This window comes from Paenibacillus sp. J31R98 (assembly GCF_056269245.1).
In genome coordinates this window covers 411472-429674 of sequence record NZ_JBWDNO010000005.1, presented here as the reverse complement: position 1 = coordinate 429674, position 18203 = coordinate 411472, and the positions used below count along the sequence as shown (strand labels likewise).

Annotated in this window: 17 protein-coding genes; 15 read left to right on the top strand and 2 right to left on the bottom strand. The window is 52.4% G+C overall.

Annotated elements, in window-relative coordinates; genetic code table 11:
* The first annotated feature begins 13 nt into the window (after window positions 1–13).
* The 11 genes from AC0YNX_RS20730 (at window position 14) to AC0YNX_RS20680 (ending at window position 13830) form a co-directional block, all read left to right on the top strand.
* Window positions 14–1975 (top strand): DHH family phosphoesterase, encoded by a 1962-nt coding sequence (locus AC0YNX_RS20730; protein ID WP_475817596.1) that lies wholly within the window; start codon window positions 14–16, stop codon window positions 1973–1975.
* On the top strand, window positions 1972–2415 hold the full coding sequence (rplI, locus tag AC0YNX_RS20725; protein ID WP_475817595.1) for a 50S ribosomal protein L9: 444 nt from the start codon (window positions 1972–1974) through the stop codon (window positions 2413–2415). Before AC0YNX_RS20730 ends, rplI begins: the two co-directional genes overlap by 4 nt.
* Before the next feature lie 31 nt (window positions 2416–2446).
* Entirely contained in the window at window positions 2447–3811 is a 1365-nt protein-coding gene (gene dnaB, locus AC0YNX_RS20720; protein WP_475817645.1) for a replicative DNA helicase, read from the top strand.
* Between the two features lie 198 nt (window positions 3812–4009).
* On the top strand, window positions 4010–5296 hold the full coding sequence (locus tag AC0YNX_RS20715; protein ID WP_475817594.1) for an adenylosuccinate synthase: 1287 nt from the start codon (window positions 4010–4012) through the stop codon (window positions 5294–5296).
* Window positions 5297–5431: 135 nt separating this feature from the next.
* Window positions 5432–6130: a hypothetical protein gene (locus AC0YNX_RS20710; RefSeq protein ID WP_475817593.1), complete on the top strand. Its 699-nt coding sequence runs from the start codon at window positions 5432–5434 to the stop codon at window positions 6128–6130.
* Between the two features lie 134 nt (window positions 6131–6264).
* The gene (locus AC0YNX_RS20705; protein ID WP_475817592.1) at window positions 6265–7785 is read left to right on the top strand and encodes a peptidoglycan DD-metalloendopeptidase family protein; all 1521 of its coding nucleotides are present in this window, start codon (window positions 6265–6267) and stop codon (window positions 7783–7785) included.
* A gap of 282 nt (window positions 7786–8067) precedes the next feature.
* Complete coding sequence (locus AC0YNX_RS20700) at window positions 8068–8847, top strand: response regulator (RefSeq protein ID WP_475817591.1); 780 nt, start codon at window positions 8068–8070, stop codon at window positions 8845–8847.
* Window positions 8844–10682, top strand: a complete 1839-nt coding sequence (walK, locus tag AC0YNX_RS20695; RefSeq protein ID WP_475817590.1) for a cell wall metabolism sensor histidine kinase WalK — start codon at window positions 8844–8846, stop codon at window positions 10680–10682. Before AC0YNX_RS20700 ends, walK begins: the two co-directional genes overlap by 4 nt.
* Window positions 10682–12220: a YycH family regulatory protein gene (locus tag AC0YNX_RS20690; RefSeq protein WP_475817589.1), complete on the top strand. Its 1539-nt coding sequence runs from the start codon at window positions 10682–10684 to the stop codon at window positions 12218–12220. The genes walK and AC0YNX_RS20690 overlap by 1 nt, the downstream gene beginning before the upstream one ends.
* Window positions 12221–12246: 26 nt before the next feature.
* On the top strand, window positions 12247–12987 hold the full coding sequence (gene yycI, locus AC0YNX_RS20685; RefSeq protein WP_475817588.1) for a two-component system regulatory protein YycI: 741 nt from the start codon (window positions 12247–12249) through the stop codon (window positions 12985–12987).
* Window positions 12988–13023: 36 nt separating this feature from the next.
* Complete coding sequence (locus tag AC0YNX_RS20680; RefSeq protein ID WP_475817587.1) at window positions 13024–13830, top strand: MBL fold metallo-hydrolase; 807 nt, start codon at window positions 13024–13026, stop codon at window positions 13828–13830.
* Here AC0YNX_RS20680 and AC0YNX_RS20675 read toward each other — a convergent pair.
* The gene (locus AC0YNX_RS20675) at window positions 13799–14044 is read right to left on the bottom strand and encodes a hypothetical protein (RefSeq protein ID WP_475817586.1); all 246 of its coding nucleotides are present in this window, start codon (window positions 14042–14044) and stop codon (window positions 13799–13801) included. The genes AC0YNX_RS20680 and AC0YNX_RS20675 overlap by 32 nt on opposite strands.
* Before the next feature lie 174 nt (window positions 14045–14218).
* Between AC0YNX_RS20675 and AC0YNX_RS20670 the strand changes: the two genes are divergently transcribed.
* From AC0YNX_RS20670 to rlmH, 3 genes are all read left to right on the top strand, one after another.
* Window positions 14219–15676 carry a S1C family serine protease gene (locus AC0YNX_RS20670; protein WP_475817585.1) on the top strand — a complete coding sequence of 486 codons (1458 nt, stop codon included), beginning with the start codon at window positions 14219–14221 and terminating at the stop codon, window positions 15674–15676.
* A 134-nt stretch (window positions 15677–15810) separates the two neighbouring features.
* On the top strand, window positions 15811–15978 hold the full coding sequence (locus AC0YNX_RS20665; RefSeq protein WP_132487297.1) for a CxxH/CxxC protein: 168 nt from the start codon (window positions 15811–15813) through the stop codon (window positions 15976–15978).
* Between the two features lie 3 nt (window positions 15979–15981).
* Window positions 15982–16461 (top strand): 23S rRNA (pseudouridine(1915)-N(3))-methyltransferase RlmH, encoded by a 480-nt coding sequence (gene rlmH / locus AC0YNX_RS20660; protein WP_475817584.1) that lies wholly within the window; start codon window positions 15982–15984, stop codon window positions 16459–16461.
* A gap of 51 nt (window positions 16462–16512) precedes the next feature.
* On the opposite strand, the gene AC0YNX_RS20655 is transcribed toward rlmH, so the two are convergent.
* The gene (locus tag AC0YNX_RS20655) at window positions 16513–17439 is read right to left on the bottom strand and encodes a ketopantoate reductase family protein (RefSeq protein WP_475817583.1); all 927 of its coding nucleotides are present in this window, start codon (window positions 17437–17439) and stop codon (window positions 16513–16515) included.
* A 159-nt stretch (window positions 17440–17598) separates the two neighbouring features.
* Here AC0YNX_RS20655 and AC0YNX_RS20650 point away from each other — a divergent pair, with 159 nt between their 5' ends.
* Window positions 17599–18153 (top strand): TetR/AcrR family transcriptional regulator, encoded by a 555-nt coding sequence (locus AC0YNX_RS20650; RefSeq protein ID WP_475817582.1) that lies wholly within the window; start codon window positions 17599–17601, stop codon window positions 18151–18153.
* Window positions 18154–18203: the final 50 nt, after the last annotated feature.

The following is an 18203-nucleotide window of genomic DNA, read 5'->3' as shown; positions in this document are numbered from 1 at the left end:
GGGCGTGTAGAGGATGCCGAAGTTTCTAATCAAACGATGGCACGGCATGCACCATCTGTGGGCATTCGTGCTGATGATTCTATTAACGGTGACGATCGCCACATACGAATGGAAGCTAGGTATTATTGGGCTCGTGCTATCAGGCGCGGTCGGCTTCTACTCGGTCATGGCGGAGCGGGCGTTTCGCCGGGATTTGAAAGTGTACCTTGGTACGTTGTCGTACCGGGTGAAGAAAGCGGGCAGAGAGGTTATAAGCGATCTGCCGCTTGGCATTATTCTGTATAACGAAGATAAGACGGTCGAATGGCATAACGGGTTTGTGTCGCACATGCTCGACATGGAGTCCGTCGTAGGCGAGTCGCTAGACGATCTGTTCCCGACGCTGTCTCAGGCGAAGGAGCGGGAAGGAACAGTCGAGGCGGTCATTGGAAAATCGGTATATGAGCTCATGTTCCGCTTCGATGAGCGGCTGCTCTATATCCGTGATATTACGCAGCGCTGGCAGCTGGCTAAACGCTATGACGATGAGAAGCTCGCGCTTGGCATTGTCATGATGGATAACCTCGAAGAGGTTACGCAAGGCATGGACGACCAGCAGCGGAGCTCGCTGATGTCGAAGGCGACGGCAGAAATTACAGAGTGGGCGAGTAAGTTCCACGTGTACTTGAAGCGTCTTACATCGGATCGATACCTCGTCATTACGGATCAGAAGACGCTGAAACAGCTAGAGCTGTCGCGGTTTGTCTTGCTGGATGAGGTACGGGAAATTACCGCCGAGAATAAGATTCCGATGACGCTGAGCATCGGATTCGCATCAGGCGCGGAGAGCATCGTAGAGCTCGGTCACTGGGCGCAAACGAGCCTCGATTATGCGCTTGGTCGCGGTGGTGACCAAGCGGCTGTGAAGGTTGGACAGCGCCAGTCGTTCTACGGCGGCAAGTCCAATGCGGTGGAGAAACGGACCCGCGTCCGTGCTCGTGTCGTTGCGCATGCGCTGCGCGACTTGATTCGCGACAGCGATCGTGTCGTCATCATGGGGCACAAGATGCCCGATATGGACGCGATCGGCGCAGCCATCGGGGTGCTGAAGGCAGCAATGATGTACAACAAGGAAGCGTACATCGTGCTGGAGGGCGTTAACCCGTCGATCCAGAAGATGATGGAGATGCTGCGCGAGGATGAACGAATCGCGAAGCGGTTCATTTCACCGGAGCAGGCGCAGGTGCTCATCGGCAGCAACACACTTGTCGTTGTCGTTGATACGCACAAAGGGTCGATGGTGAAGGAGCCGAAGCTGCTCACGCAGACGGAGAAGATCGTCGTTGTCGACCATCACCGCCGCGGTGAAGAGTTCATTACAGGCGCCATTCTCGTCTATATGGAGCCTTACGCATCCTCAACGTGCGAGCTCATTACAGAGCTGCTCCAATATATCCATGACCGCGTGCTGCTGGACGTCAGAGAGGCGACGGCGCTGCTTGCGGGCATCACGGTCGATACGAAGAGCTTCTCGCTCCGTACCGGCTCCAGAACGTTTGAAGCGGCATCGTTCCTCCGCCGCCATGGTGCGGATTCAGCGCTTATCCAGCGCATGATGAAAGAGGATCTTGCCGAGTACCTCAAGAAGGCAGAGATGATCAAGCAAGCCGAGATCGTCTATGACCATATAGCGATTGCCGTCACCGAGCAAGGCCGCCAGTATACGCAGCTCTTAATCGCGCAGACGGCCGATACGCTCCTTAATATGACGGATGTGCTTGCTTCGTTCGTCATTGGCGAACGGCCTGATGGTCTCATTGGCATTAGCGCGAGATCGCTAGGGCATATGAATGTGCAGGTTGTCATGGAGCGCATGGGCGGCGGCGGGCATTTGACGAACGCCGCGGCACAGCAGGAAGGCACAGTAATAGAAGTAGCGCAGCGTCTCAAACAGGTGCTGCATGAACTTGATAAGGAAGAGGGGTTATTCGAATGAGAGTTATTTTTCTGCAAGATGTAAAAGGGCAAGGCAAGAAGGGTGAGGTTAAAGAAGTATCGGAAGGTTATGTCCGCAATTTCTTGTTCCCGAAGAACTTGGCTAAGCCAGCTTCCGACGGGAACTTGAAGACGCTTGACCTGCAGAACGCTGCCGAGGTCAAGAAGAAGCTCAAAGAGAAGGAAGATGCGCAGGCACTTGCTTCACGTCTGGAAGCGGCTAAGGTCGTTATTAAGACCAAAGCGGGCGAAGGCGGCCGTCTATTCGGCGCCATTACGAGCAAACAAATCGCTGAGGCGCTTGAAGCGCAAGGCGTGAAGATTGATAAACGCAAGATTGAACTGGAAGAGCCGATCCGCACCCTTGGCGTAACACAGGTGCTTGTGAAGCTGCATCCTGAAGTTAAAGCGAAGCTGAGTGTCCATGCAACAGAAGAATAATAAGCCATTCAAGGGGGATTCAAACGACCAGATGAGTAACGAGCAGCTGATGTTTGATCGTGTGCCGCCGCAGAATATGGAAGCAGAGCAAGCGGTACTCGGTGCAGTTCTATTGCAGGCGGAAGCGTTAATTACGTCGATGGAGCGGGTGAAGAGCGAGGATTTCTATTTGCCTTCTCATCAGCTGATCTTCGAAGCGATGATTGAGCTCGGCGAAGCGAGTCAACCCATCGATTTGGTCACCCTGACTGCTTATTTGCAGGACCATCAGCAACTGGAGGAGATTGGCGGAGTCAGCTATTTGGCGAAGCTCGCCAACTCCGTACCGACTGCGGCGAATGTTGACTACTACGCACAAATCGTAGAAGAAAAGTCGATGCTGCGCCGCCTGATCCGCACAGCAACGAACATCGTCTCGAACGGTTATGCCGCAGCGGAAGATGTAGGAAGCATGCTGAGCGAAGCCGAGTCGCGCATTCTGGAGATTTCCAACCGCAGATCGAGCAGCGGTTTCATCTCAATTCGCGATGTACTGATGGAAGTGTTTGAGAAAGTTGAGTTCCTGTACACGAACAAAGGCGGCTCAAGCGGCATTCCGTCAGGCTTTACCGACCTCGATAAGATGACGGCAGGTTTTCAACGAAGCGATTTGATTATTATCGCGGCACGTCCTTCCGTAGGTAAGACGGCATTCGCTCTTAACGTGGCGCAGAACGTCGGCGTTCGTGCCAAAGAAACCGTCGCTATCTTCTCGCTCGAGATGTCCGCAGCTCAGCTCGTACAACGTATGATCTGTGCGGAATCGAATGTCGATGCAGGACGTATGCGTACAGGGTATTTGGAAGGCGACGATTGGGAAAAGCTAACGATGGCGATTGGTTCACTGTCTGAAGCACAGATCTATATCGATGATACGCCGGGTATTACCGTTGCGGATATTCGTGCGAAGTGCCGCCGACTGAAGAAAGAGCGCGGACTCGGCATGATTCTGATTGACTACTTGCAGCTCATATCAGGGCGCGGCAAAGCAGGCGAGAACCGTCAGCAGGAAGTATCCGAGATTTCTCGTACGCTGAAGCAGATCGCGCGTGAGCTTGAAGTGCCGGTTATCGCACTGTCGCAGCTGAGCCGGGGCGTTGAGCAGCGTCAGGACAAGCGTCCGATGATGTCTGACCTTCGGGAATCCGGTTCCATCGAGCAAGATGCCGACATCGTAGCGTTCCTCTACCGGGACGATTATTACGATAAGGAATCCGAGAAGAAGAACATTATCGAGATCATTATCGCTAAGCAGCGTAACGGACCCGTTGGTACGGTCGAGCTGGCGTTCCTTAAAAGCTTTAATAAGTTTGTCGGATTGGACCGTACGCACCAGGAGCCTGGACAGGCTTCCTAAGGCTATTGCCAGCGTCGTTCTAGCGTCGACAGCCACCTTACAGAAATTCCGAACGATTGTGTGACGCTTACCACAATCGTTCGGAATTTCGTTGACTTTACAGGGGTGGACTGCTACACTTATCATGCTGCCAAAGACTGGTGGCCATTTTAGTCATGTTAGTCGAGCACTTGCAAAACTTGTAATGGGGGTATAACCATGTCAACGGTAGTAGTAGTCGGAACCCAGTGGGGAGACGAAGGCAAAGGGAAAATTACCGACTTTCTGGCGGATGGCGCTGATGTTGTAGCGCGTTACCAAGGTGGTAACAACGCTGGCCATACGATCATAATCAACAATAAAAAATATAAGCTTACAATGATTCCATCCGGAATCTTCAATGAAAATAAAGTATGCGTCATCGGCAACGGCATGGTCATCAATCCAGCTGCATTGATCGATGAAATTAACTATATCCATGAGAATGGTTTCTCCACAGAGAACCTGAAGATCAGTGATCGCGCGCATCTGATTATGCCGTATCACCTCGTGCTGGACGGCCTTGAGGAAGAGCGCAAAGGCGACAATAAGATCGGTACAACTCGCAAAGGGATCGGCCCTTGCTACATGGACAAAGCTGCTCGTAACGGAATCCGCGTCGCGGACCTGCTCGATGCAGAAGAGTTCGAAACGAAGCTGCGCCGCCTTGTGGAAGAGAAGAACCAAGTGATTGAGCAAGTATACGGCGGCGAGAAGCTGAATGTAGATGAAATCTTGGAGCAATATCTTGCTCAAGCTGAGATTCTTCGTCCATACGTAACTGACACTTCGGTTGTTCTGAACGATGCAATAGACTCGAATCAGAAAGTGTTGTTCGAAGGCGCTCAAGGCGTTATGCTCGATATCGACCAAGGTACGTACCCGTACGTAACATCGTCGAACCCGACAGCTGGCGGCGTATGTATCGGCTCCGGTGTTGGTCCTTCGAAGATTCAGCAAGTTATCGGCGTGGCGAAAGCTTACACGACTCGTGTCGGCGACGGTCCATTCCCGACAGAGCTGAGCAATGAAACAGGCGACTGGATTCGTGAGAAAGGTCACGAGTACGGAACAGTAACAGGACGTCCGCGCCGTGTAGGCTGGTTCGACACGGTTGTTGTCCGCCATGCACGCCGTGTTAGCGGTATTACTGGCTTGTCCCTGAATTCGCTCGACGTGCTGTCTGGACTTGAAACAGTTAAGATCTGCACAGGCTACAAGCTGCGCGGCGAAATCATAGAGCATTATCCGGCGAGCCTTAAGCTCATCTCCGAGTGCGAAGCGGTGTATGAAGAGCTTCCAGGTTGGAGCGAGGATATCTCGAATGCGAAGACACTGGCAGATTTGCCAGAGAATACGCGCCGTTATGTTGAGCGTGTATCTGAGCTAACAGGCATTCCGATTGCGATCTTCTCGGTTGGACGTAACCGTGAGCAGACGAATCCGGTTACACCGATTTACGTATAATGACTTGAATTATTGTGGATAGCGGCCAAGTGGCTGCTATCCTTTTCTTTTTGCCATAAAGATGAATGGTTACTGGAAAGGGGGGAAATACTAAGAAGTACGGGCGAAATGCCCCTTCAGGGGAGGGTGAACGAAATGTGGAAACTAACGAAATTAGGCGGATGGCTGGCGAAGACGATTGCCGCGGCGCTTCTCATCAGTTTCTTGTCAATCTGGACGACCGGATATATCGTGAATAGCTATGTCGAAACGCTGCTCAAGCAGTTTCATATCCCGCTTGAAGAGAAGCCTTTCGCGCTTAGCGGCGTATGGGGGGAGCTGTGGGGATCAGATCCAGCGGTAAAATCAAACGGCAGCACGACGGCTGATTCCGATTCCGATAAGACGGCAGCGACGACCAGTAAGGACCAGGACGGCAGCAAGAATGAGAACGATTCCGTTGATGCATTCAGCCAGCAGCCATCAGGCGAGCTTAGCGATATTGGCGGAGGCACGGGGCCGAAGGGAAATAGCAGTGCGGCAGGAACGGATAGCGATCAAGCCGGATCGCAAACGCAATCGCAATCTCAAGAGAGTGCAGATTCTTCCAAGGATGAAGTAGCTATGACGACGGATCAGCTGAATGAGGCCAAGTCGCAAATTAGCGATGCCGATAAGGAGAAGTTGTTCAGCATTATGATGCAGAAGCTGCCGCAGGAGACGTTGCAGAAGATCTCGAAGCTGATGGAGGACGGGCTGACAGACAGCGAAATGACACAGGTACAGCAGCTGATGGCGCAGCATTTGGACCGAAATGAGTATGACGAAATGCTGTCAATTCTGAGCAAATATTAATTTTACCAAAAGGCCGTTTGGTTGAACCCCTATATTGCGTTATGTTAAAGTATAACTCGTAGCCTGGCAATGAACGATTTTGTTGTCGAAAACGATCAATTTTACGAAACATATCGCGAAATAAGGAGACGAACATGGCCTTTTTTAATGATAAGGGTCGATTCCGGAAGCTGCTTCAATCTATCCGGGGCGATAGACCCGTCAGTACGCAAGGACAAGCTGATACGCCAAGTGAAGGCAAGACGGTGCAGCGGATGCTGCGCAAGAAGCCGCTCTTAGCTGTTGTCGGTGGAATCGCAATACTTGCAATTGTCGGATTTACCGGCACACAATATGTGAAAGCTCATACAGTAGATTTTGTTGAAGTATATCATAATGGCAAGCTTATTGGCGAAGTGAAGTCGAAGGAGCAAGTCGCAGACCTCATTAGCCGCAAGAAGCAAGATTTGATGGCAAGCAAAGCTAAGATGACGATGGTCCTCGATACGGGTAAGATCACATTCGGGGCTAAGAGCGCTTATAAGGCTGAGCCAGACACCGCGATTACACTGCAGAAGCTCGAAGGTTTATTCGGCTCTCATGCTGAAGGCGTTGCACTCGTTGTTAACGGCAAAAACGTCGGTGTCGTGAAGGATAAAGCGACAGCAAATGCGCTGCTAGCACGCGTGCAGAACAAATATGCTCCGCAGACGAAGACGGGCAAGGTAGCGGAAGTCACCGCGTTGTCGTATTCTGACGACGGTACAGTGAAGTCCAAGACGGCGCTAAAGTCTGTGAAAATTGTCGAGAACGTCGCTTTGAAAGCAGAGGACGTGCAGCCGGCGGATATTGCCGATCCGGAGCAGCTGTACCTGCAGATTATTAAGGGAACGGTTAAGCCGACGAAATATACGGTTCAAGATGGCGACTGTGTCGGCTGTATTGCACACAAGTTCGACATATCCCCTCAAGTGATTTATGAGCGGAACAAGTGGATCAAAGATGATGTCATCAAAGTCGGTGACGTGCTTGATCTGACTGTACTTAAACCGCAAGTGACTGTTCAGACGGTAGAGAACGTAACGGAGACGGAATCTATCGATCCGCAAACCGTTATTCAGAAGAACAGCAACATGAAGGCAGGTCAGCAGAAGGTCATTCGCGAGGGGCAGAGCGGGAAGAAACAGCTCGTATATCGCCTCGTGAAGCAGAACGGCTATCTGATGAGCGAAGAGCTGATCAGTGAGGTCGTGCTTGAGCCTTCCGTACCGGCTATCGTCATGAAGGGTACGAAAGTCGTTCTGAATGAAGGCAGCGGTCGTTTCGCGTGGCCGGTATCCGGTCATCGCCTGACGAGCTACTTCGGTCAGCGCTGGGGTGCGCTTCACCGCGGTGTCGACATGGTCGGTAACCATAATATTAAGGCTGCAGACAATGGAACGGTGACGTTCACCGGGACACGTCCGGGACTGGGCAACTGCATCATTATCAATCATAACAACGGCTACGAGACATACTACGGCCACTTGAGCAAGATTACGGTCAAGAAGGGCCAGACGGTTGAGCAAGGCCAAAGCATTGGCGTAATGGGCAACACGGGCCATTCCTTCGGTACGCATCTGCATTTTGAGGTTCATAAGAACGGCGTTCTGCAGAATCCGTTGAAGTATCTATAAGCAAGATTACGAGACACCACCTGGTAATACCGGGTGGTGTCTTTTTGTTTGGATGAAGGTAAACCATTGTGGCGACCTCATTCTCGTGTCCACGCAAAACATTGTCGCTAGAACCTGCGTGATTGTTTTCGCGTAACGCAGAATGATTCGCCAAGAGCCTGGCGACATCATTCTCGTGTAATCGACCAAATCTCCCCTGATATGAGGGAACTTTCATTGGGAACTGCTGTCCCACCTATGTTAAAATAGATAAAGATTGCATAAGCGACAGGCGGTGTAGCGATGCACGGTAAAATATTAGTAGTTGATGATGAACAACCGATTGCGGACATTATAAAATTCAACCTCGAGAAGGAAGGCTATCAAGTCATTTGCGCCTTCGATGGGGGAGAAGCGGTGCGGCTCGCGTTCGAAGAGCTGCCTGATTTGATTTTGCTTGATTTGATGCTGCCGGTGAAGGATGGCATGGACGTATGCCGCGAAGTGCGGACGCGTCTGCAGACGCCGATCATCATGCTGACAGCGAAAGATACAGAGCTGGATAAAGTGCTTGGCCTTGAGCTTGGGGCAGACGATTACGTCACCAAGCCATTCAGCACGCGCGAGCTGCTCGCACGGGTGAAAGCGCATTTACGCCGCACGAAGAACGATGCTGCAACGGCTGCAGCAGCAGCTGCGATTAGCGGCGCTGCCTCCGGCGCAGGTACGACAACGGCAGCTGGTGTGGAGGAGAAGCAAGGCCTCGGCATCTTTAATCTGTTTATAGATACGGACATGTATGTCGTCTACAAGGACAATGAGCCATTGGACCTGACGCACCGCGAATACGAGCTTGTCTACTACTTGGCGCGTAACTGCGGCAAGGTTATGACGCGCGAGCATTTGCTTCAGGCAGTATGGGGCTTCGAATATTTCGGGGATGTGCGTACCGTCGATGTGACGATACGGCGTCTGCGCGAGAAGATCGAGGACGACCCGAGCCGTCCGGAATATATCCTGACCCGCCGCGGCCTTGGATATTTGATGCGTAATCCAAAATCCGGCGGGTTCGGCTACGGATGAACGGGATACGCTTTTTCCGAACGATTCAAGTAAAGCTGATCATTATCTATGTATTGCTCATTCTGATCGCAATGCAGCTGATCGGCGTTTATTTCATCAGTACGATGAAGACGTCGCTGACGTCGACATTCACGAACAATATGAACGAGCAGGCGAATTTGCTCTCGCAAATCTCGGCCCAGACGCTATCGAATCAGCCGGATCAGCCGGGCAATTCGGGCGAGCAAACAACGGAGGCGTACCTCGGCGTACTCGTCAGCAACTTGTTCAGCATTAGTGAAGCTGAGATTCAAATTCTTGATGCGAGCGGCAAAGTGCGCGCGACGTCACTGCAGTCCCATCAATCCTACATTGGCAAGAAGAACACGTCGCTCGTGGTCAGCCGCGCGCTGCAAGGGATTCGCGACAATGAAGAGGAGATTATTGATGAGGACGGCATTCGCAAGAAGGTCATCGCGAAGCCGATTGTCTATAGTGACAAGATTGTAGGAGCCGTCTACCTAGTTGCTTCTATGAAGGAGCTCTATTCGACGGTAGACCGGATTAACCGGATCTTCATGTCGGGGATGCTGCTTGCGCTTGGATTGACAGGCGTACTTGGAATTCTGCTAGCTACGACAATAACCAATCCGATAAAAGCACTAACCAGGCAGGCAGCGGCCGTCGCGGAAGGTCAATTCGACCAGCGCGTGCCGGTTCTCGGCAATGACGAGATTGGCCGCCTGAGCGAAGTGTTCAACGATATGACGATGCGCCTGCGCGACGCGCTGTCGGCCAATGAAGAGGAGAAGGAGAAGATATCCTCGATTCTCGCAAACATGAGCGATGGCGTCGTTGCGGCAGATGAACGCGGCGTCGTTATGATTACGAACCGGCGGGCGCAGGAGATGCTGCGCCGGGATGATTGTGAAGGCATCCGCCTGAGCGATCTGTTCAGCATGGAGGAGTCGCAGATTACGGCGCTGCTGCGAGGCGGCGAGCAATCTGCGGTTCTCTATCAGGTGCAGACCGAGGGCGAAGAGGAAGAAGAGCTGCTGCGGCTGACGATGACGCCGATCCATCGCCGCGATCAAGGCATCTCCGGCACGATTGCGGTGCTGCAGGATGTAACGGAGCAAGAGCGGCTGGAGCAGTCGCGCCGCGAGTTCGTTGCGAACGTATCGCATGAGCTGCGGACGCCGCTGACGACGATTAAGAGTTATGCGGAGGCGCTTGATGACGGTGCGATGGATGAGCGCGAGCTCGGACAGCGCTTCGTCGGCGTCATCCGGAACGAGACTGAGCGGATGATTCGTCTCGTCACGGATCTGCTGCACCTGTCGCGCCTGGATTCGAATCAGGCGCCGCTGCGCCGGCAGCAGACGAATGTGCCGGATATGCTGGAAGAGGTTGCTGACCGCTTCTCCTTCCAGCTGCGGAAGAAAGCGATTCGAGCGTCGGTACGAGTCGAAGATTCCATTACGTCAGCATTGCTCGACCGGGATCAGATTGATCAGGTGCTCGATAATCTCGTATCCAATGCGATCAAATATACGCTCGATGGCGGACGCATCGAAATCTTCGCCCGCAAGCTGGAGCCTGCATCCATCGCGATTAGCGTGAAGGATACGGGCATCGGCATTCCGAAGCGGGATCTTGGCCGCATCTTCGATCGGTTCTACCGCGTTGATAAGGCGCGTTCGCGTAACATGGGCGGGACAGGCCTCGGGCTGTCAATTGCCCGGGAAATTGTGAAGGCGCATGGCGGCACCATTACGCTCGATTCGGAGCTGAATGAGGGAACAACGGTAACGGTCATTCTCCCATCACAATTGAGTGGAGGTGAGCGGGCGTAATGGACAAGCTGAAGACAATCGTGCTTACAACGCTTGTAATTATGAGCTTGATTCAAAGTTATTTGCTCGCTTACAGCATGCCTGGCCTCGGAGTCACGAATTCTCCGCAGCAGCCCTATGTGCAATCGGAACCGCTGGGGCAAGAGGAGAAAGTTGAGAACGTTATTTTCCCAGAGGATATGGTGCTGCATCTTGGCAAAGGGAAGCACACGGTGCTGTATCCGGCGTCCAACTTCTACAATCTAATCTTCGGCAAAATCAAAAGCCGTGAGTTCAAAGGATTCCAGCGGAGCCCTGCGGCAGTGGTTGATTGGGACGATGTGCGGGATCGCGATCAGGGGCTTGAGCTGCGATTCGGTCGCGGCGTGCCGGTCGAGCTGCTCAGCAAAGTGCTGAAGCTGGAAGGCGACGTAAGCTTCATGAGCGACGTCATCAATCGAATTTGGATTTATAAAAGCAGTGACCGTGATGAGGTAAGGACGTACTTCTTCAGCACGGACAATCTAACGGTATATGAATCTGTGAAAGCGGATTTGACCGCTCAAGACGTGCAAATGTATGTCGGCTATGGCGAGTACCAAGTGGGCTATCGCAAAGTCGGCGATGATATCTATATTCCGGACGGACCGATCGAGTCGATGCAGTCGATGGTCGGATTCGATAATTATTCGGCAGAGCAGGTGCAGCGCTACTTCTTCATTGATCCTGGTGTTACGCGGGTCATTAGCGACCGCGGCGGCTCGCAGATCTATACAGATGGCAAGCGCGGCCTGCAGGTTGAGCAGAACGGGCGATGGATCAGCTATACCGACCCGGTTGTCGGGCAAGGCCAAGAAGACAATGAGAGCCAGAATGTGTACACCGCCATTCAGTTCATTAACCAGCACGGCGGCTGGGACGGCATGCACAGGTTCGTGCAAGCAGGCTCTTTCGAGCAGAGCGTACAAGTGCTGCGATTCCAGCAGTATTATGGCTCGAATCCAATCATTCCGCTGGACCCGTTCCTGTTCGGAAGCATGAGGCTGCGGATGCTGCAGGGCGTCGTCTCGGAATTTGAGCGGTCGCTTCTGACCTTGGAGAAGAAGCCGAAGAGCCGTGATATTCGCTGGCTGCCAGGCGGCGATATGCTTGAAGGTGCGCTGGAGCGTTACGGGCGCAGGCTGGAAGTGACCGCGCTCTACCCGGCTCTGCTCGCTTCGCCGGCGGACAAGACCACGATGCTGCTATCGCCGGTATGGGCGGTGCGGCTGCTCGACGGGACGCAGGCTGTGCTGCTGCAGGCCATCTCAGGCGGCTATAAACCGCAGCCAGGCGAGCCGGGCGGTGCGCCGCTCGTGAATCAGACACCTCCAATTAATGGCGGTGCCGGCAGTGGCGGCACTATTGGCCTGACCGATGGGCACGGCATCCTGCCTGGCAGTTCGGGCGCAGGCAGCGGGAATGCGGAGAGCGCCGCTAATGGAAGCGGCGGCGCGAAAGAGGGCTCCACAGTAGATGGGACGTCCACGGCTTTGAGCGATGCTGGCAATGGCAGGTAAGGGACACGGTTGTATTTTCAGGTGGCATGGCCTTAGAAGGAGATGAACGGATGGACTGGGGCAGGGCGAAGAGTGTGTTGATTTTTGCGTTTCTGCTGCTGAATCTCGTGCTTGGGTACCAGCTCTGGTCCAATATTCGGGAAGGGCTTCGCACGAGCGCGAACGTGAGCGATCTGTCTCCTGAGACGCAAGCGCTCATGGAAGAGAAGAAGATTAAGCTCGGGGCGAGCATTCCTTCGGAGACGCCTGAGCTGCGCGACCTCACGTATAAGGTGAAGGTCGGTCTCGGCAAGGGCGAGCGGCATGAGCTGAAGACGCCGGTCGATAGCAAAGTCGTGTTTGTCGATAAGGATTTGCAGGCAAGCCTGGGGGGCATCATTCCGGAGCTTGATGAATATACGCTCGGTCCACGCTTAGAGAATGAATTCATTCTCTACCGGATGGCAGAGGGTCGTCCAATGTACGATGTGAAGCTGGAGCTGTTCTACAGCAACCAGAAGATTACCGCCTATAAGCAGGATTTGATCGAGCTGCTTCCTTCGGAGAAGGCGCAAGCGCAGACGGTGCTGTCTGCGACGAAAGTATTGACGAGCCTGATTGAGAACCAGCTGAAGAACGGCGCGGTCATTGAGGAGATTAAGCTCGGCTATCACGGGCAAATCTTCAACTCGGATACGCAGGTATCGGCGCCGACGTGGCGCGTGCTGCTGGAAGATGGCGGGCAGTACTACATGAATGCGATCAGCGGGGAAGTTGTGACGGAATAAAGGTGTTTTTGGGGAAAGGGCAGGTTCGAACAGGGGATGGGAATTCGGTTTACGGTACTTGGGAGCGGCTCGACCGGTAATGCAACGATTGTGCAGTGTGAGGATTCGACAGTGCTCATCGATGCCGGCTTGAGTGCGAAACGTTTGGATGAGCTTATGCGGATGCAGGGCGTGGCGGGGCACGAGATTAATGCGATTCTTGTGACCCATGAGCATTCCGATCATATTAAAGGACTTGGTGCTTTCGCAAGGAAGCATAATGTGCCAATCTACGCGAACGAGGCGACTTGGGGTGCGCTGGAGCGGCATGTGGGACAGATAACGCCGGAGCAGCGGGTCATTATGGAGACAGGCGAGACAGCGAACTTCGGTTCGATGCGAACGACGTCATATGCGATCTCGCATGATGCGGCTGAGCCGGTCGGTTATGTGTTTGAGGATGACAATGTAAAGCTGAGTCTGGCGACAGACCTTGGCTATGTAAGCGATAAAGTAAGGCGTATGATTGAGGATTCGGATGTGCTTGTGCTAGAGTCGAATCATGACGTTAATATGCTGCGGATGGGGCGTTACCCGTGGAATATTAAGCGGCGTATCTTGAGCGATATCGGGCATTTGTCGAATGAGGCGGCTGGTGAAGCTTTATGTCAGCTGATGACGGACCGCACGAAGCGGGTCTATCTGGCGCATCTGAGTCTCGATCATAACATGATGGACCTTGCACGAATGACGGTGAACGAAATTCTCGAGAACAACGGCTTCTTCTTCAAAAGAGATGAGCATCCGCTGCGGGAGACGTATCACGACCGCCCTACGGCATGGGATGAAGTGAGGCGACGATAAGCTCGTCCAATTCCGTGTCGAGCGTGTTGATTCTGCGTTCCAGCTCCTCCGGGGAGATCAATCCTTTGTCGATGAGCAGCTCGGTTACGGCACTGAGCGTGAGGAGGGTGCGATAGTGATCCTCTTTGAGATCAGCGAGCTTGGCTACGAGATTCAGATGATCGAGTGCTGATGCTGCGGACGAGGAAGTGGCTGGCAAAGCTTTGCGCGGCATATGGATTCGCTCCTTTGATCGCCTTTGCTGGCGGCGGCTTGGGATAAATTAGGAAGTTCATATTATTATTGTAGTCTATTCTACCGATATCATTCCTAGATTCGAAAAATAATAATCTCTGATTGCCGCTCGTTCGTACATACGAGAGTTAGGCATCGAGAGGAGCGATTATAGATGAGCTTATTCGATGATGATTTCTATTCGACGCGCGTGTCTCGGCGTACGCTTTGGGAGAAGAACCGCGCAGCTGGCACGCGTCGCAGCGGCGGCCGTTCGGCAATGCGTATTGCGCTGACCTCTTCGCTGATTAGCGCAGCGGCGGTGGCTCTCATATTCGGATTGTATACCGGGTTTGACCGGGGGAGTGAAGCGGTTAAAGCGGTAGCGGGCATTACGAATGTGTCGATGAACGATCCGCTGGAGAAGACGATCTCGGCGGCGGCGAAGGTACGTCCGGCTGTCGTGAGCATCATTAATGAGCAGGCGATGCCGGCTGGTCAGGGCGGAGTTGGATCGGGCTCTGGTGCGGATGGCAGCGGCGAGGCGTCTGGTGACGGTTCAAAGGATCATCTGCAGCAGGCTGCACTTGGTTCTGGGTTTATTTTTGAAAAGGTGGACGGCAAGGCGCATATCATTACGAACAATCACGTTATTGAGGATGCAGTCGCTGTAAAAGCGGTGCTGAACGATGGCGAGACACGTGATGCGAAGATTATCGGCAGGGACGAGATTACAGATCTAGCTGTGCTGGAGATTGACGCGAAGGGCATTGATACGGTAGCGCAGTTCGGCGAGTCCGAGGATCTGCGCGCGGGTCAATGGGTGATGGCGATCGGCAATCCGCTCGGTCTTAGCGATTCGCTGTCGATGGGCATTGTGAGCAAGACGAAACGGATTATTCCGGTGTCGCTCAGCCAGGACGGCAACTATGACTGGGAGCAGGAAGTCATTCAGATTGACGCGTCTATCAACCAAGGCAACAGCGGCGGTCCGCTCATCGACTTGGACGGACATGTGGTCGGCATCAACAGCATGAAGATCGCCGATTATGGCGTTGAGGGCGTAGGCTTTGCGATTCCTTCGCATTCTGCGCTACCGATCGTACAGAGCTTGCTGGAGCATGGCAAGGTACTGCGTCCATACCTAGGCGTGTACACGATGGATCTGTCGCGGTACTTGGAGCAGCAAGCGGCAGCAGCTGCGGCTGCGCAGGGAGCGCAAGATGACGGTAGCGTTCAAGGAGAGGAAGCGGGTCCGGACGGCTCTGCTGGCGTGGATGGCTCCGCTAATGCAGATGGCTCGGATGGCGATGCAGGTGCTGGTGATGAAGGCGGCTTTGCACCGGGCGATGGCAGTGACGGTGTGATCGCGCCTCAAGAGGAGCTAAAGCTGCCGGATACTGTCCATGATGGCGTTATCGTGCTGCAAGCTGTTGGTCCAGCTGAGAAAGCGGGTCTGAAGTACAGCGATGTTATTGTGAAGCTGGACAATCACCCGATTAGCAGCACGATGGATCTGCGCAAGTATCTGTACGGCGAGAAGTCCATTGGGGACGAGATCAAGGTTACTTACTACAGAGACGGCGAGAAGCAGACAACGACGTTTAAGCTTGAGGAGAAGACGGAAGACTAGCGGTATAGTCATGAAGAAGCGGATCAGCTCGTGCAGTTCCTGATTAGGGCCTGCGTATGACGGGCTGATCTCTTTGCGTGGATGGAAACGAAATGAAATGAAATGAATCGAAGAGAGCTGGGGGATTTAGACAGATGTATTGTGTATGCAAAGAGCATGTGGAGCTAGCGATTGATAAGTTTGTGGACGAGTATGAGGATGCGCCGGATATCGTCGATCTGGTGAAGACGAAATTCACGGAATGGGAAGCACCGGCCACTTGCGACATGTGTCAGAGCATAGCCGAGTATTTGGTGGTGTAGGCGATGCATATTCAGATAGCAGCAGTTGGGAAGCTGAAGGAGAAATATCTCGTGCTCGGCATCGCCGAATACGCGAAGCGTCTTGGCCCGTACGTGAAGCTTACGCTCACGGAGGTACCGGACGAGCGTGCGCCCGAGACGATGAGCGCCGCCGAGGAAGCCATTGTTCGCGAGCGCGAGGGTGAGCGGCTGCTCGCGACGATAAAGCCGGACGCGCATGTCGTCGCGCTGGCGCTGGACGGTGAGCTGTGGTCGAGCGAGGACCTCGCCGGGCAGCTCGATCATTTAGCCACGTATGGGCGGAGCCACGTGGCTTTTGTCATTGGCGGGAGCAACGGCCTCGCGCCCGCCGTCATGAAGCGCGCCCAGCAGAAGCTGAGCTTCGGGCGCATGACCTTGCCGCATCAGCTTATGCGGCTGGTGCTGCTGGAGCAGGTGTACCGGGCGGTGAAGATTAACCGGGGGGAACCGTATCACAAGTAAGGCGAATAATCCTTGAAGCTGGGCTTCATTCTACCTATACCACGGGTATCCCTATTTTGTAATTAGGTGTTCTACAGCGTAAAGTCGCGGTGCCTTTATGCCGTGCTTTCGAGCTTCCGATATAACTTCCTGTACGGCGTAACCAACCTTAAAGTGGTTATGCCCGACAAGTGCATAGGCCATGCCTTTAGGTGAAAAAATAACTCTCAAAAGAAATCCAACAACTCTTGGTGGTAGGGCGCCTACCACTCTTGTCATAACATCAGGTTTTGAGCCTTTTGCCTTCAAAACAGGGATCATTTCTTTCATATTACGACCAATTCCAACGAGCGCTTCGGGTGAAGAAACTACGTTTTTAAAACTGCCGCTCTTTAATACTTCGACTTCCATTGCAACGTTGAATGCGAAGTGGTTCCAGAACCAGCTTCGAGGATCCTTTTGAACCATTATCTTGAAGCCTGTCTCAGCAAAAAGCTTGCGAACCTCTAAATCTCTTTGAGTAGGCTCGGATTCAAATGTTCCAAACTGAACTGTCTTGTAAACACCGCCGTAGAGAGTGTTTCCTTCAAATCCACCGCCGCCGCCGGGGAAGCCGAAAACAATTTGACTGAGCGGAATCGGCTGAACAGCGGATTGAGGATCCTGCCAAAAGTTATTGAAAAACAGAACGGTTGCATTTCCAACTCGTGGCGCAAGGTACTTCACCGCACTTGATACTTGCTCGGGGTTGACACTCATGAAAATAAGGTCATAATCGTGATATTCCTTTATTTCTTCATGTGTTACAATAGGCCATTTTTCTTTGACTAGCCGTTCTTTTTTACTCCGCCTTGCATCCCATATTTCTAAGTTTACATGTGGGCCATAGTCCGCCTTCCGACCTTCGCGAACATAAAACTCAACGGTATGGCCTGCATTTTCAAACGCCCAAGCGTACTGTGTTCCTACAGCACCGCGACCGAAAAATAGTATTTTCATAAATCTTCCCCCCCCACTAAACATTTGTTGAATTTTCAACAAATGTTTGATATTTTTAGCATATTGATTTGTGGAGGGAGATTCAATAGTTGCATTTGTTTCAACTGTTGAGAACTCAACACATTGCGCTAATTTGTTGAATAGTTGGAGGAGAGTTTTGTGGATAGAAGAATACAAAAAACAAGGCACTCGATTATGAATACTTTCATCGACCTTTTGGCTGAAAAAGGGTTTGAGAAAATAACCATTAATGACATTGCCGAGCGTGCAAACATAAACCGAGGGACTGTTTATCTACATTACGTAGATAAATTCGACTTGCTTGACAAGTGCATTGAAACATATGTTGAGTTGCTGTTACATCACTGTGCCAATAGTGCTGACACCAATCTAAGCGCAAGCGCATTTCAAAGCGTATTTGAATATTTGGAGAAAAATTTTACAATATACAAGTTGCTTCTTAGCAATGAGGGAGTTGGATTTTTCCGCAACCGCTTATATGCCATCATTGCGCAAACAGTAACCGAGGTTGTCGGTATAAAGTCAGAAAACAGCGCATTTTCAAATGAAATGACCACTCATTTTTTGACTTCCGGGTTTATTGGGGTATTGGAATGGTGGATCAATAACTCCATGCCCTGCAATGTGGAGGAAGCTGTTGAGCAACTTATGTATTTGCTAGAACCATATACCAAGCACCTTGTATCACACTAACCTTAATATCAGGTTTTTTGCGATGTAAAATCAAGTTAAGCGGTTCATTG

What these genes read in the sequence shown, in the direction of transcription:
- AC0YNX_RS20730 (WP_475817596.1), top strand. Translation starts at nt 14, where the DNA reads ATGCCGAAGTTTCTAATCAAACGATGGCACGGCATGCACCATCTGTGG.
- rplI (WP_475817595.1), top strand. Translation starts at nt 1,972, where the DNA reads ATGAGAGTTATTTTTCTGCAAGATGTAAAAGGGCAAGGCAAGAAGGGT.
- dnaB (WP_475817645.1), top strand. Translation starts at nt 2,447, where the DNA reads ATGAGTAACGAGCAGCTGATGTTTGATCGTGTGCCGCCGCAGAATATG.
- AC0YNX_RS20715 (WP_475817594.1), top strand. Translation starts at nt 4,010, where the DNA reads ATGTCAACGGTAGTAGTAGTCGGAACCCAGTGGGGAGACGAAGGCAAA.
- AC0YNX_RS20710 (WP_475817593.1), top strand. Translation starts at nt 5,432, where the DNA reads ATGTGGAAACTAACGAAATTAGGCGGATGGCTGGCGAAGACGATTGCC.
- AC0YNX_RS20705 (WP_475817592.1), top strand. Translation starts at nt 6,265, where the DNA reads ATGGCCTTTTTTAATGATAAGGGTCGATTCCGGAAGCTGCTTCAATCT.
- AC0YNX_RS20700 (WP_475817591.1), top strand. Translation starts at nt 8,068, where the DNA reads ATGCACGGTAAAATATTAGTAGTTGATGATGAACAACCGATTGCGGAC.
- walK (WP_475817590.1), top strand. Translation starts at nt 8,844, where the DNA reads ATGAACGGGATACGCTTTTTCCGAACGATTCAAGTAAAGCTGATCATT.
- AC0YNX_RS20690 (WP_475817589.1), top strand. Translation starts at nt 10,682, where the DNA reads ATGGACAAGCTGAAGACAATCGTGCTTACAACGCTTGTAATTATGAGC.
- yycI (WP_475817588.1), top strand. Translation starts at nt 12,247, where the DNA reads ATGGCCTTAGAAGGAGATGAACGGATGGACTGGGGCAGGGCGAAGAGT.
- AC0YNX_RS20680 (WP_475817587.1), top strand. Translation starts at nt 13,024, where the DNA reads ATGGGAATTCGGTTTACGGTACTTGGGAGCGGCTCGACCGGTAATGCA.
- AC0YNX_RS20675 (WP_475817586.1), bottom strand. Translation starts at nt 14,044, where the DNA reads ATGCCGCGCAAAGCTTTGCCAGCCACTTCCTCGTCCGCAGCATCAGCA.
- AC0YNX_RS20670 (WP_475817585.1), top strand. Translation starts at nt 14,219, where the DNA reads ATGAGCTTATTCGATGATGATTTCTATTCGACGCGCGTGTCTCGGCGT.
- AC0YNX_RS20665 (WP_132487297.1), top strand. Translation starts at nt 15,811, where the DNA reads ATGTATTGTGTATGCAAAGAGCATGTGGAGCTAGCGATTGATAAGTTT.
- rlmH (WP_475817584.1), top strand. Translation starts at nt 15,982, where the DNA reads ATGCATATTCAGATAGCAGCAGTTGGGAAGCTGAAGGAGAAATATCTC.
- AC0YNX_RS20655 (WP_475817583.1), bottom strand. Translation starts at nt 17,439, where the DNA reads ATGAAAATACTATTTTTCGGTCGCGGTGCTGTAGGAACACAGTACGCT.